Source organism: Hymenobacter nivis, assembly GCF_006439025.1.
In the GTDB taxonomy this organism is placed as follows: Bacteria; Bacteroidota; Bacteroidia; order Cytophagales; family Hymenobacteraceae; genus Hymenobacter; species Hymenobacter nivis_A.
This window is the reverse complement of sequence record NZ_RCYZ01000006.1, coordinates 208,251-221,566: the sequence shown is the minus strand read 5'-3', so window position 1 is coordinate 221,566 and position 13,316 is coordinate 208,251. Positions and strand designations below refer to the sequence as shown.

At 66.8% G+C, this 13,316-nt stretch carries 10 protein-coding genes and 1 pseudogene; 1 reads left to right on the top strand and 10 read right to left on the bottom strand.

The features are described from left to right. Positions 1–95: 95 nt before the first annotated feature. The 4 genes and pseudogenes from EAH73_RS15430 to EAH73_RS23715 all read right to left on the bottom strand — a co-directional run. On the bottom strand, positions 96–2,258 hold the full coding sequence (locus EAH73_RS15430; protein WP_140468101.1) for a lytic transglycosylase domain-containing protein: 2,163 nt from the start codon (positions 2,256–2,258) through the stop codon (positions 96–98). 127 nt (positions 2,259–2,385) lie between these two features. Further along, a complete protein-coding gene (gene gatA, locus EAH73_RS15425) occupies positions 2,386–3,816 on the bottom strand; it encodes an Asp-tRNA(Asn)/Glu-tRNA(Gln) amidotransferase subunit GatA (RefSeq protein ID WP_140468099.1) in 1,431 nt (476 codons plus the stop codon). A 112-nt stretch (positions 3,817–3,928) separates the two neighbouring features. Beyond that, on the bottom strand, positions 3,929–4,360 hold the full coding sequence (locus EAH73_RS23985) for a twin-arginine translocase TatA/TatE family subunit (RefSeq protein WP_140468097.1): 432 nt from the start codon (positions 4,358–4,360) through the stop codon (positions 3,929–3,931). A 346-nt stretch (positions 4,361–4,706) separates the two neighbouring features. Next, a pseudogene (locus tag EAH73_RS23715) lies at positions 4,707–4,862 on the bottom strand (twin-arginine translocase TatA/TatE family subunit); the annotation flags it as partial. 257 nt (positions 4,863–5,119) lie between these two features. Between EAH73_RS23715 and EAH73_RS15405 the strand changes: the two are divergent. After that, positions 5,120–5,986, top strand: a complete 867-nt coding sequence (locus tag EAH73_RS15405) for a LytR/AlgR family response regulator transcription factor (protein ID WP_140468095.1) — start codon at positions 5,120–5,122, stop codon at positions 5,984–5,986. Positions 5,987–6,329: 343 nt separating this feature from the next. Here EAH73_RS15405 and EAH73_RS15400 read toward each other — a convergent pair whose 3' ends face one another. The 6 genes from EAH73_RS15400 to dut all read right to left on the bottom strand — a co-directional run bounded on the left by EAH73_RS15400 (position 6,330) and on the right by dut (position 13,253). Further along, positions 6,330–7,730, bottom strand: coding sequence for a murein hydrolase activator EnvC family protein (locus tag EAH73_RS15400; protein ID WP_240047282.1), 1,401 nt, complete (start codon positions 7,728–7,730; stop codon positions 6,330–6,332). Positions 7,731–7,805: 75 nt separating this feature from the next. Next, positions 7,806–8,600 carry a DUF4292 domain-containing protein gene (locus EAH73_RS15395; RefSeq protein WP_140468093.1) on the bottom strand — a complete coding sequence of 265 codons (795 nt, stop codon included), beginning with the start codon at positions 8,598–8,600 and terminating at the stop codon, positions 7,806–7,808. Further along, on the bottom strand, positions 8,593–10,395 hold the full coding sequence (locus EAH73_RS15390; RefSeq protein WP_140468091.1) for a tetratricopeptide repeat protein: 1,803 nt from the start codon (positions 10,393–10,395) through the stop codon (positions 8,593–8,595). The genes EAH73_RS15395 and EAH73_RS15390 overlap by 8 nt, the downstream gene beginning before the upstream one ends. Before the next feature lie 135 nt (positions 10,396–10,530). Continuing rightward, positions 10,531–11,541, bottom strand: coding sequence for a sugar phosphate nucleotidyltransferase (locus EAH73_RS15385; protein WP_140468089.1), 1,011 nt, complete (start codon positions 11,539–11,541; stop codon positions 10,531–10,533). A 68-nt stretch (positions 11,542–11,609) separates the two neighbouring features. Then, the gene (locus EAH73_RS15380) at positions 11,610–12,590 is read right to left on the bottom strand and encodes a threonine/serine dehydratase (RefSeq protein WP_140468087.1); all 981 of its coding nucleotides are present in this window, start codon (positions 12,588–12,590) and stop codon (positions 11,610–11,612) included. A gap of 228 nt (positions 12,591–12,818) precedes the next feature. Next, positions 12,819–13,253, bottom strand: coding sequence for a dUTP diphosphatase (gene dut, locus EAH73_RS15375; RefSeq protein ID WP_140468086.1), 435 nt, complete (start codon positions 13,251–13,253; stop codon positions 12,819–12,821). Positions 13,254–13,316: the final 63 nt, after the last annotated feature.

Below are 13,316 nucleotides of genomic sequence, written 5' to 3'. Positions count from 1 at the left end.
CCGGGCCAAAACTACGCAGAAACCCCGTCCAACCCCGACACTCCCACCAGCCTAGGGCCCCCACGGGCCTTGCCCCCACCCGGGTAAAGCCGCGGCTAGCCCTGCGGCACCAGCAGCTTCTGGCCCAGCTTCACGTCGTCGGAGGTGAGGTGGTTGAGGCGGCGCAACACCGCCACGCTCACATTGAAGCGGCGCGAAATGTTATAGAGCGTGTCGCCGGGCTGCACCCGGTGCGTCTTGGGCACCGCAGCGAGGCGCGCGGGCGCCGCCTTCGCCGGGGCCCCAGCGGGGGGACCAAAGCGCAGGCGCTGGCCGGTTTCCACGGTTTCACCGTCGAGGTGATTCCAGGCTACGAGTTGGGCTACGCTCACGCCACGCGCCTCAGCCAGCTTGGTTAGGTTGTCGCCGCGGCGCACCACGTAGCTAGTAGTAGCTGTGGGCGTTGGCTCCACTTCGGCGGCATTGTCGCGGGGGCGGGCAGCGGCCTCCGCCGGGGCCCGGCGCGGCTTGTGCGCGGGCGCTTCCGCTGCCTCCGCCGGGCCCCCAAGGGTCGCTTCGTTAATGGCCACAAGCGTTTCGGTGGCCGTTTCAATTGGGACGGTGGCCACCACTACCGGCTCAGTGGACCTGCGCCCGGCAAGCGCGGCCGTGGTTTTAGCCAGCGCGGCGGCCTGGATGGCGGCAATGCGGGCCTGGGCGTGCTGGGCCGCCTCCTGCCGCTGGCGCACCTTGGCCAGGCGCAGGGCTTGCTGCTCCTCCTGAGCAGCCACGGCGGCCACGCGGGCCACTTCCAGCGCATTGGCCGCGGCCAGGGCCTGGCGGGCCGTTACTTCCGCGGCCAAAGGCAGGGGCCGGACGGGGGCCGGACGGGACGACGGGGCAACGGCGGCCACCACCACAGCCGGCCGGGCGGCGGGCTGCGGCACCAGCACCACCACGGTGCGGCCTGGCTTCAGCAGCTGCTTCTTAGTCAGCTCGTTCCAGCGGCGAAACTGGGTGGGACTCACGTCGAACCGCTCGGCCAGGCCAGCCACGGTTTCGCCCCGGCGCACCACGTGCCGCACCCGGCGCACGCGCGGCGCGGTAGCGCGGTCGTCGGCTTCAGTTGCGGCCAGCAGGGGTACTTTGGGGCCCCAGGGCTCCACGCCGTCGAGGCGCGGCGGCAGGGCAGCCAGCGGCTGAGGCAGCGCGGCCAGCGGCTGGCAATACGCCAGCAGCGTGGCCCGGTCGGCCCCGCCGAAAGCGGCGCGGGCCGTGGCCGGGTAGCGCACCACATAGGGCCGGTAGCCGGCCGGCAGCCCGGCCCGGAACAGCTCGGGGTTGTAGCGGGTGAGGTAGGTTGAGTCGGAATAACCGCAGGCCGTGCTCAGGCGGTGCAGGTCGAAAGCCTGGCCGCGCAAGCCCAGCGTGTCCAAGGCCTCGGCGCGCTGGTAGGCCAGCTTGTCGGAGTGCAGGCCGTGCTCCTGAGCGTACTTCATACTGTACATCACAGCCGTGAAGGTGGGCACGTAGTTGCGCGTTTCGGCCGGCAGGTGCGGGTACAGGTCCCAGAAGGTTTTCTTGCCAGTGCGGCGCATCACCCGCTGCACGTTGCCCGCGCCCCAGTTGTAGGCCGCCAGCACCAATTCCCAGTCGTGGAATACGCCGTAGAGGTAGCGCAGGTGCTTGCAGGCGCCCTCGGTGGCTTTTTCGGGGGCCATGCGCTCGTCCACCCACTCGTCGCGGCGCAGGCGCAGGTCGCCGGCCGTGGGGCCCATAAACTGCCAGAGGCCGGTGGCCCCCACCTGCGATTTGGCCGTGGGAATCAGCGACGACTCCACCACGGCCAGGTACTTCAGCTCCAAGGGCAGGTGGTACTGCGCCAAGTATTTTTCAAACAGTGGGAAGTAGAGGTTTTCGCGCTCCAGCACCCGCTGCGTGTAATCGCGCTTGCGCACCGTGAACAGGGTGATGTAGGCCATCACCGCGTTGTTGAACTGGTGCGGGGCATCGGTTTCGATGCAGCTCATCCGGTCGCCCACAAGGTCGCGCACGGTGGGCGGGGTTTGCAGCCAGGCCAGCCGCACCGAATCGACGGGTACGACGGGGACCACGGCCAGCGAGTCGGGCAGCAGCAGCACGGGCACCTTCGTGGTGTCGGTGGAGAGGGGGGGCAGCTGCTGGGCCCGGGCGGCCACGGGGGCTACCAAAGGCAGGGCCAGCGCTAGCCGCCGCCACAAGCGGCCGGGCCGAAATGCCGGGGTACGTCCTTGCTTCATATTGCCGAAGGTAGAAAAAAACCCTGTAAATCCCAGCGTTTGTCCTAAAGTATTACTTCAACCGGCCCGCGCAACACATTCAGTTACCGGCCGGAAGCTTCAACAATACGGAAACTCAGCGCCGCGGTTACGCCTCCACTTCGGCCGGCACCAGCTCAGTGGCAAAGGCCAGCAGGTCGGCTTCTCGGAAGGCCCCGGCCATCACCTGCAGGCCCATGGGCAGCCCAGCGGTGTCGTTGCCCATCGGCACCGAAATGGCCGGCACGCCCGCCAGCGAGGCCTGCACCGTGAAAATATCGGCCAGGTACATGCTCACCGGGTCCTGCTTTTCGCCGATGCGGAAGGCCGTGGTGGGCGTGGTGGGCAGCACCAGAAAGTCGTACTGGCGCAGCAGCTCGTCGGTCTTCTCCTTGATGAGGCGGCGCACGCGTTGGGCCTTGGTGTAGTAGGCGTCGTAGTAGTTGGCGCTGAGCACAAACGTGCCGAGGATGATGCGCCGCTGCACCTCCGCGCCGAAGCCCTGCGACCGGCTCTTTTTGTAGAGCGACTCCAAATCCGTTACGTCGGGGGCCCGGTAGCCGTACTTCACGCCGTCGAAACGGCTGAGGTTGGAGCTGGCCTCGGCGGTGGTGAGGATGTAGTAAGTCGGAATCATCACGTCGAGGTAATGAAAATCGACCGGCTCCACCACGTGGCCCAGGCCGCGCAGGCGGTCGAGCTGGCCTTCGAGGGCCGCTTTGATTTCGGGGTTCAGGCCCTCGTTGTCGATGGCGTCGGCGATGTAGCCGATGCGGTAGTGGCCGGCCGGAGCCAGCAGCTGGCTGTAGGCCGGCACCTCGCGCTGGCTGGCGGTGCTGTCCATGCCGTCGGGGCCCGCCATCACTTCGAGTAGCAGCGCGGCGTCTTCCACCGAGCGGGTCAGGGGCCCAATCTGGTCAAACGACGAGGCGAAGGCCACCAGCCCGTAACGCGAAATGCGCGAGTACGTAGGCTTCAATCCAATAACGCCGCAAAACGCCGCCGGCTGCCGCACCGAGCCGCCAGTATCGGAGCCGATAGACGCCAAGCACATATCGGCCTGCACGGCCACGGCCGAGCCGCCCGACGAGCCGCCAGGCACCCGGTTGGGGTCGGCGGCGTTGCGGGACGGGCCGAAATAAGATGTTTCGTTGGATCCGCCCATGGCGAATTCGTCGCAGTTCTGCCGGCCGATGAGGATGGCGTCGGCGTCGAGCAGGCGCTGCACGGCCGTGCCAGTGAAGAGCGACTTGAAGCCGTCGAGCATCCGGCTGCTGCTTTGCAGCGAATGGCCGGTGTAGGCCAGCACGTCTTTCAGGCCGATGACCATGCCGGCCAGGGGCCCGGCGGTACCGGCGGCAAGCTTGGCATCCACGGCGTCGGCCTGGGCACGGGCCTCGTCGGGCCACACTTCCAGAAAGGCGTTGAGGTGTTGCTGCCGCTCGATGTTACCGAGGTAATAGTCAACGAGCTGACGGCAGGACGTGGTGCCCGCCGTCAGCTCGCGCTGAATTGCCGAAAGAGAACTGAAACGATTCAAACTACTCGCAATTATTTGAGGAGGTACTGTTAGTTGGTGGCCGCTAGCGGCCGGTTGCCAGCCCTGGGGAGGGCCCTAACCGGCAGTCAACGCCGGACAACCCGCGGGCTACTTAAACGCTGGGCGGGCTGTAGGGCTGCCGGGGCTGGGTGCCTTCGGGGGCCAAGTTGGGCGGCAGCACGGGGGCTACGTAGGGCTGGTCGGCAGGGGCCTCAGCGGCTGGGTGCGGCTCGTAGCCGTGGCTGGGCTGAGCGGCGTAGGGATCGTGCGGGACCGCGTTCTGGGGCGGGAAGTTGGGATTGTAACCGGGGTTTGGGTTATAGCCGCTGTTCTGGTTGTTGTACGGCTGCTGGGGCTGCTGGCCAGCGCGCTCAAACTCGTTACGGATTTCGCTGCTAGCGTCTTTAAATTCACGGATGCCTTTGCCCAGGCCGCGGGCCAGCTCCGGAATTTTGTTGGCACCGAAGAATACGAGGATCACCACCATGATAAGGATCAGCTCAGAGCCGCCGATATCACCCAAAAATAAAAGGGACTGTTGCATGGATTCTAATTAAGAGGATAACGGATATGTGAATGCGCTGGGGGCCCTAACTCAGTTGCTGGCCGGGGTCGTTGGGGTTGCGGGCCGGAGGAGTGGGCTGCTGGTAGCCGGGCTCGCCGGGCTGCGGGTACTGGTAGCCGTTGGGCTGCTGCGGGTAGCCGTTCTGCTGCTGGGTGTAGCCGTTTTGCTGCGGGTAACCCTGCTGCGGATAGCCTTGCTGGGGGTAGCCCTGCTGTGGGTACTGGGGCTGGTAGCCGTTGGGCTGCTGGGGGTAGCCCTGGGGCGGGTAGTATTGTCCGTTGTTATCTTGCGGATACGGCGCCTGGTCGCGGTAGGCGGGCGGGGTCTCCTTAGTTGCGTCTTTAAACTCGCGCACGCCCGAGCCTAAGCCTTTGAACAATTCCGGGATGCGCTTGGCGCCGAACAGCAACACAATCACAAAGACAATCAACAGCAGCTCGCCGCCGTTGGGGATACCGAGCAAGAACAAAGAAGCAAGCATAGGGTGGGGGCCGCTTGGCCCGGTAGAGGGTTGAGTAGGATGCTATACGGAGCCCGGGCCCGGCTGGATGGCAAAGGTATCGCATGGGCCGCGGTTGTGCGGCGCGGCCCCTAATAATTTGGTGGGGCCGAATGGGAGGTTGGCCGGGTGCTGGAGCCCCTTGGTCGGATTATCAAATACAAGATTGATTTAGCAACGTAGTTTGTTTTTTTATTAATACTCAGCTTTTCAAGTTGGTTCCTATTTCTTATTCTTATATGACTCTTTCCCCAAATCAGGAACTAGCCCAGCCACCCGTGGCGGGCGGCGCCGACGTGCTGGCCGCCGCTCCGCCCCAGCTCTTCGCCGATTTGGTACACTTAGCGGCCGTGGCCTGCGGCGCGCCGCACGCGCTGCTGGCCCTGGCCGGGCCTGGGGCCCTGGCCGTGCAGGCCCGGCAGGGGCGGGCGGCGGCCATGCCCGAGCTGGACAAGTTTTGCCGGGCGGTGCTGCGGGCGGTGCCCGCGGCGGTGGGTTTCAATGAGGTGGCGACCAGCTTGTCACATACCCACTTTTGCGCCGCTGTAGCGTTGCGGGGCCCTGCCGGTGATGTGCTGGGCGTGCTGGGCGTGGGGGCCCCCAGCCCAGTGGCCCTGCCCGACGACCAGCGCGAGGCGCTGGCCTGCCTGGCCCGCCGCGCCACGGACTTCGTGGCTCAGGGCTTGGCCCAGCAGGCCCTGGCCGACCAGCAGCAGCAGTTGGCGGCGGCGTTTCGGGTGGCCGGCGCAGCCGAGCCGGGGCAGCGCCCCGAGCTGTATGTGAAGCAGGACACCCGCCTGCTGCGCGTGCTGCCCGCCGACGTGACGCACCTGGAGGCGCTGGGCGACTACGTGAACCTGTACACCGTGCGGGAGCGCTTCACCGTGTACGGCACGATGAAGGACATGGAAGCCCGCCTGCCCACGGCCGATTTTGCCCGCATCCACCGCAAGTACATCATCCGACTTGACCGCCTGCTGTCCTTCGAGGGCGATACCGTGCTGATTGACGCCGGGCCCGGGGCCCCCGCCAGCCGCCCCGCCACGGCCGTGCCCGTCGGCAACTCGTACCGGGCGGCGCTGCTGGCGCGCCTCCACGTGTTGTAGCCGCCGGCTACTGCCAGCGCAGCTTTACCGAGGAAATCGGTCCATTGAACGAGTTGGCCTGGGGCGCCCCACCACGGTGCCCCACTTTTGTATCGGCTAGCAGCCATTAGCTGTCCCGCGAGGCTTTGCCCCGCACCGGGCAGCGGCCGCGGCTAAGTTTGTTTTCATAGCTTTGGAAAGACACCGCGCCTTGCTCGGTGTCTTTTTTTTGCCCGTATGGGGCCCCGGGGTGGCAATTTGGGGTACCTTTTAGCGGTACTGCCAAGCTGCCTTGCCCATGCTACCCTAGAAGCCCTGGGGCCCTAAAGCAGCACGGGCAAGACCAGCCTGGAATTATGCAGCCTTAGCGGCGGCCCAGCCAGTTTTCGGGGTTGAGGTTGGCCGAGTTGTGCCAAACCTGGAACTGCAGTTCGGAGGTGCCATCACTGCCCGCGGCCACTGTGCCAATGACATCGCGGGCGTGCACCCGCTGGCCGTCGCTCACACTCACCGAGCGCATCTTGGCGTACACCGTAAAGTAATCGCCGTGCTGGATCATGACGATGGTGTTCATGCCCGCAATGCTGGTGATGGTGAGCACCTTGCCATCGAAGCAGGCCCGCACCGGCTCGCCGGCCCCGGTCTGGATGTCGATGCCCCGGTTTTCGACCACCACATGGCGCAGCACCGGGTGCGGGTGCCGCCCGAAGCGCTGGCTGATGAAGCCGCGCCCCACCGGCCAGGGCAGCCGCCCCTTGTTGCCCGCGAAGTTGGACGCCACCAGGGCGGTTTCCGGGGTGAGGGCCACGCGGCTGGCGCGACGGTCGGCGGCGGTTTCGGGGCCCTCGTCGTCGCCACCGCGGGCGGTGCGCGAGCCGCTGCGGGCGCGGGCGGCGGCCAGGGCCTCGCGGCGGGCGGCGAGGCGGGCGGCCCGGGCGGCGCGGGCAATTTCTTCGCGCACGCGCTCGGCAATCATGCGGTCGAGGCGCTCGCCGGCCTGCTGGCGCTCGGCTAGTTCGGCGCGCAGGCCCTGCTCCTGCTGGCCCAGTTGCTGCACCACTTCGTCCTGCTGGGTTTTGAGGGTGAGCAGGCTTTTATTCTCCGACAGCTGGGTGTTCAGCAGGGCCCCCTTGCGGCGCTGCTGCTGCGTGAGGCCCGTGAGCTGCTCGTGCAGCCGCACCTGCGTGCCCCGGATACGCGCCGCCTGCTGCTGCCGCTCCTCGGTGTACTGGCGCACGTAGCGCAGCCGCAGCACAAACTGGTTGAACGAGTCGGCGGCAAACAAAAACATGAGCTGGTTGAAGCCGTTGGCCGTTTTCGAGGCCGTGTACAGCAGCCGGGCGTACTCGTCCTTCAGCTCGGCCAGGCTGTGCTGGGTTTGCAGCACCTGCTGGGCTGTTTGGTGCACGTTGGTGTCGATGCCGTGCAGCTGGATCGAGATGTTCTGGATCACGTCCTGCTTCACCACCAGCTGCTCCTTAATGACGTTGAGTTGGCCCAGCGTCGCCTTCTTCTTGGCCTGGGTTTGGTCCAGGATGCGGCTTTTCTCCTGAATGGCTTGCAGGTTGGCGCGCCGCTCGCGCTCAAGCTGGGCCTTGCTCTTGGCCGGGGGCCCCGCGGCCGCGCGCGTCTTTTTGCGCCGCACCGGGGCCGGGCGGCTCTTGGCGGTGCGCGCCGGCGCGGCTTTTTTGCGGCGGGGCTGGTGCTGCGCCAGGGCCCCCGGGGCGGGGCCCAGGCACAGGCACAGCGCCAGCAGCCCGGCCACACCCGCCCGAAGCGGACAGTACCGCCGCCACTGCCTGGGGGCCCCGGGAGCTGATCGTGTGCCGTTCACCCTGCGCTATTTTTTACCGCTCATCCGCTGGAAGCCCTTCGGAATGTCGAACGGAAAACTCAGCTCGGCGCGGCCGGCGCTCACCTTGCTGTACTTCAGGCTGGCCTTGGTGCTCGTGGGGCCCTGCTTGGCGTCTACCAGCAGGCTGTGGGCAAACGGCACCTTTGCCCCGTCCACGGCCTGGAAATCAGCGTAGTCGGCGGCGAGGCTGCGGTCGGTGCCGGTTTCGGTCAGCGTCAGCTTCTCCACCCGGCCCGACGCTGCCTGGAGGATTTGCTCCACCAGCACGCCGTTGAGCGGATAGGCCACGCGCTGGCCGCCGCCGGGGCCCGTGCCCAGCGTGAGGGCCGCACCGGCGGGGGCCGGCTGGTAGTTGCCCAGCAGCAGGGCCTGCGCCTGGGCAAAGCTCACCGGCACGTTCAGCAGCTTGGTGAGGTAGTCGTAGCCGCCGGCGAAGTAGGTCTTGTCCAGGCGGTTGATGACGCGCACCGAGTCGGGCGTGAGTAGGGCGCGCACGCCTTCAAAACCCAGCAAACCGGCCGAAACCCAAATGGCGCTGTCGCGCCGCATGCGGATGTTGATGGTGGCCGACTTCTCGTCGCCCTTGATGGTAGCCTGCACCTTGCCCTTGGCCGTGAGGTAGGGCGAGTCGAAATCGACGGCTTTCACGGCCGCCTCCTTGCTGGGGCGCACGGTGGCCGAAGTGGACGCGCCGGGGGCCTTGCCCTTGGTGGTGGGCACGGCGCGGTGGCACGCGCCGGCCCCCAGCCCGAGGGCCAGCAGCAGAACGGATTTATTCATACAGTTTACGGTCGCGGATTTTGCGGTCTAGAAATTCGGAGGCCCCGCCCCCGGCCTTGCGGGCGCGCTGCCAGGCGGCCAGGGCCGGCTCTTTTTCACCGAGCTGGTACAGTACGTCGCCGTAGTGCTCGATGACGGAGGCGTCCTTGGTGGTTTTGAGAGCCGTTTCCAGGGCCGTGCGGGCCCCGGCGTAGTCTTTTTGCTTGTACAGCACCCAGGCGTAGGTGTCGAGGTAGGTGTCGCTGGTCGGAAACTCCTTCACCACGCGGCCGGCCATTTCCTTGGCCTTATCGAGCTTCTGGCCGCGCAGCGACAAGTAGTAGCTGTAGTTGTTGAGCACCGCCCAGTTGCTCGGGTCAATGGCTAAGGAGGCGTCGTAGGCGGCGTCCGATTTCTCGTAGTTTTTCAGCGCGTGGTAGGCGTCGCCGAGCTGCGAGTCGAACTGCGCGAGCAGCTCTGGCGTGTCGGTGGCCAGCTTGCGGCCGTGCTCCAGCGAGGCCACGGCCTGCTGCGGCTGCTGCTTCATAAGCAGGCCCGTGCCGTTGAAAAACCACATCGAAGCCTGGTTGGGAAACAGCTCCAGGGCCCGCTCCGAGTGCACGAGCAGCGAGTCCGTCTGGCCCAGTTCGGCGTCGAGCAGCACCGCCTGCTGCCACACTTGGTAGCGGGTGTTGTCGTACTTAATGGCCTTGAGGTAGGCGTTGCGGGCCTCGCGCTTGTGGCCGGTCAGGGTTTGCACGTCGCCGCTCAGGGCGTAGGCCTTGGCTTCCTTGGGGTGGGTGCGCACGGTGGCGGCGGCCAGGTCCAGGGCCAGCTGGTTGAGGGCCGGGTTGGGCAGCTGCTTGAGGTAGGCGGCCAGGATGCGCACCGCGTTGTCGATGTCGAGCCCCGGCGAGTCGAAGGCCAGGCGTAGCTCTTTTTCGGAGGCGTCGGCCTGCTTCTGCTGGCGGTAGGCGTCGGCCAGCAGCAGGTGGGCCCCGGCGCTGCTGGCGTCGAGCTTCAAGGCCTGCTGGGCCAGGCGGATGGCGTCGGGCAGGTGGTCGTTGGCGGCGTACAGCTGGGCCTGGGCCAGCAGGTAGCGGGGCTCGTCGGGGTTAGCCGCCACCAGCTTGTTGCCCTCGGCCAGGGCCAGGTCCAGCTTGTTTTGTTTGAGGAAAATCTGCTGCTTTTTGAACGATACCTCGTCGCTGGGCCCAAACTGCTGCTCGGCCTGCGCCAGGGTGCTCAGGGCCTCGGGCAGCTTGCCCTGCGCTAGGTACAAGTCGCTCAGGTTGAAGAGGTAGCCGCCCGAGTTAGGCACTTCCTTCACCAGGGCGGCGTAGGTGCGGGTGGCGGCGTCGTATTGCTTCTGGCTGGCCTGGGCCTGGGCCAGCAGCAGGTAGTAGTAGGCGTTTTTAGGATCGAGGCGCACGGCGGCGGCCCCGTAGTTGGTGGCGTCGCGCAGGTTGCCGCTCAGCAGGCTGGCCTCAGCCAGCTTGTAGTTCAGGGCCGCGTTGGTGGGGTTGAAGGAGTAGGCCTTGCCCAGGCGGTCGAGGGCCTTGGGGTAGTCTTCCAGCAGCACGTACTTCACGCCGTCCACAAACAGCGACTCGCTCACTTCGCGGTCACGCTCCGAGAGCACGGGCGCGGCGGGCGCGTTCTTTTTGGCCGCGGCCTGGGCCTTGTCGGCTTCGCGCTGCTGCTTGGCAATGGCGCGGCGCTCGGCCCGGCTCAGCGCCGGGCGGTCGGCCGGGGCCTGGGCGCGGGCGGCCCAGGCCGGCAGCAGCGAAAGAAAAACAACCAGGGCAGCGCGCATGACGAAAGAAGCTATTCGGCCCCGCGGCCGGTTCCAAAATTACGGCGAATAAACGCCGGCGGCGCGGCCCCCACTGGAGGCCGCGCCGCTTTAACGCAAATCCGCCCTAAAAATTTCCGCCCGCGGGCGGCCGCATCACACCCGCAGGTTATTAAAGTCGCCCAGGCTGAGGTCGTCGGGGGTACCGGTCACGATGGCGTGGTTGCCCACCATCGAGTTGGTGATGACCGTGTTGAGTAGCGAGGCCGAGGTTTGCACGATGGAGTTGCTCAGGCGCGAGTCGCGCACGTTGGCGTTGGCACCCAGGCTCACGTGGGGCCCCACTACCGAGTTGGTAATGACGGCGTTATCGCCCACGTACACCGGCTCGATCAGCACCGAGTTGGTGATGATGGCCGACGATGACACCAGCGACTCGCCGCGCTCCTTGAGGTATTCGAGGTAGCGCTGGTTGGTGAACACTGTGGCGTCTTTGTTGCCGCAGTCGAGCCACTCGGTTACGCGGCCGGGCACGAACACGGTGCCTTTGTTCTTCATGTTCTCCAGGGCGTTGGTGAGCTGGAACTCGCCTTTGTCCTTGATGTCGTTGTCGAGCAGGTATTGCAGCTCCTCGCGCAGGTACGCGCCGTCCTGGAAGTAGTAGATGCCGATGATGGCCAGGTCGGACACAAACTCCACGGGCTTCTCCACGAAGTCGGTGATCTGGCCCTGCTCATTGAGCTTCACCACGCCGAAGGGACGCGGGTCTTCCACCTGCTGCACCCAAATGGTGCCGGCTACGCTCGAATCGAGCGTGAAATCGGCCTTGAACAGCGTATCGGCAAAGGCCACCACCAGGGGCCCCGTCAGCGACTCTTTGGCGCACAGGATGGCGTGGGCCGTGCCCAGCGCCTCGTCCTGGTACACGATGGTGGCCTTCGCCCCAATCGATTCGGCGATGCCGGCCAGCTGCTTTTCCACGGCCGCGCCAAAGCGCCCGATGATGAAGGCCACCTCGTCGACGGGCTCGCCGCACACCTTGGCGATGTCCTCCACGAGGCGCTGCACGATGGGTTTGCCGGCGATGGGCACCAGGGGCTTGGGAACGGTGAGGGTGTGGGGGCGCATGCGCTTGCCCATGCCAGCCATTGGGACGATGATTTTCATTGAAGGAAGTGTCGGTGAAGGGTGAGAAAGAAGAAGTAAGAAGTTCAGCAAAGAAAGGGGCCCCCGGGCTAGCCGCCAACTGGGCCGGCCAGCAAATCGGCCAGCGTGGCGGGGTCCACGTTGCCACCGCTGAGCAGCAGCACCGTGTGGCGGCTGGGCGGCAGGGCGGCGCGGTGGCGCAGCAGCGCCGCCAGCGGCAGGGCGGCGGTGGGCTCTACTACCAGCCGGGCCTCGGTGAGGAGGCGGCGGGCGGCGCTCCGCAGGTCGGCCTCGCTCACGGTCACGATGTCGTCGGCGTACGTGCGCACGTGCTGAAAGGTCGATTCGCTCAGCCGCAGCGTGCGTACGCCGTCGGCCAGGGTGCGGTTGGTATCGGCGGCGGGCCACTCCACCACGTGGCCGGCGCGCAGCGAGGCCTGGGCATCGGCGGCCAGCTCGGGCTCCACGCCAATAATTTTGATGCTGGGCTTCAGCGCTTTCAGGGCCACGGCCAGGCCACTGAGCAGGCCGCCGCCGCCCACCGGGGCCAGCACCAACTCAACTTCCGGCAGGTCTTGAAATATTTCCAGCCCCGCCGTGCCCTGCCCGGCAATCACGTAGGGGTCGTCGAAGGGCGGCACCAAAATGCGGGGCCCCTGGGCCTGGAGGCGGGCGGCCACGTCCTCGCGCCGCTCGTGGGCGGGGTCGTACAGCACCACTTGGGCCCCCAGGGCGCGGGTGGCGGCCACCTTCACGGCGGGGGCGTTGGTGGGCATCACGATGATGGCCGACATGCCCAGCGCGCGGGCGGCGTAGGCCACGCCCTGGGCGTGGTTGCCGCTGGAATAGGCAATGACGCCCTGCGCCCGCTCCTCGGCCGACAGCGCCAGAATGCGGTTGGCCGCCCCGCGAATTTTAAAGGAACCGATGGGCTGGAGGCTTTCGGCCTTGAGGTACACGGCCTCATCGGGCAGCTCGGGCACGGCCAGCGGTAGCAGCGGCGTGTGCCGGGCCAGGCCGCGCAGCCGCTCCTGGGCCTGCTCGATATCGGATAGGGTAACGAAGTTCATCAATAGATAGCTATACGCAAGAAGGGGCCGCAGGGCTGGGGATTGGGCCCGATGCGGCCCGGGCTGCCAGCTTTTCCACCGGCTGCCCGGTAACCGCTGGCTCGTTGCAACGGCCTGCCGGGGCCCCTAAATGTTCGTTCAATTCGGCGCAACGATTAGCGGGCAGCCGCCGGAAAAGCCGGCAGCACGCCGCGACTGCCGCCTTGGCCACCCGGCCCGCTGGGGGCCCTAGCCGGCGCCGGTACTGCCGTAGCCGCCGGTGCCGCGCCCGGTGGTGGCCAGGGTTTCGGTGGGCTGCCAGGCGATGGTTTCGTGGCGGGCCACTACCAGCTGGGCCACCCGCTCGCCGTCGCGCACCTCGAAGGGCACGTTGGAAAGGTTGACCAGCAGCACGCCGATTTCACCGCGGTAGTCGGCGTCAATGGTGCCGGGGCTATTCACCAAGGCAATGCCGTGGCGCAGGGCCAGGCCGCTGCGGGGCCGCACCTGCCCCTCAAACCCCACCGGAATGGCCACCGCCAGCCCCGTCGGAATCAGGGCCCGCTCCAGGGGCCCCAGCGTCACGGGCGCGTCGAGGAAGGCGCGCAGGTCGAGGCCGGCGGCGTGGTCGGTTTGGTATTCGGGCAGCGGGTGGCGCGAGCGGTTGACGACGGGTATTTGCATGAAGAAACTAAAAGGACGAGCGAAGATGAAAACGGTCGTGGCGCAAGCCACCGGGGCCCTACG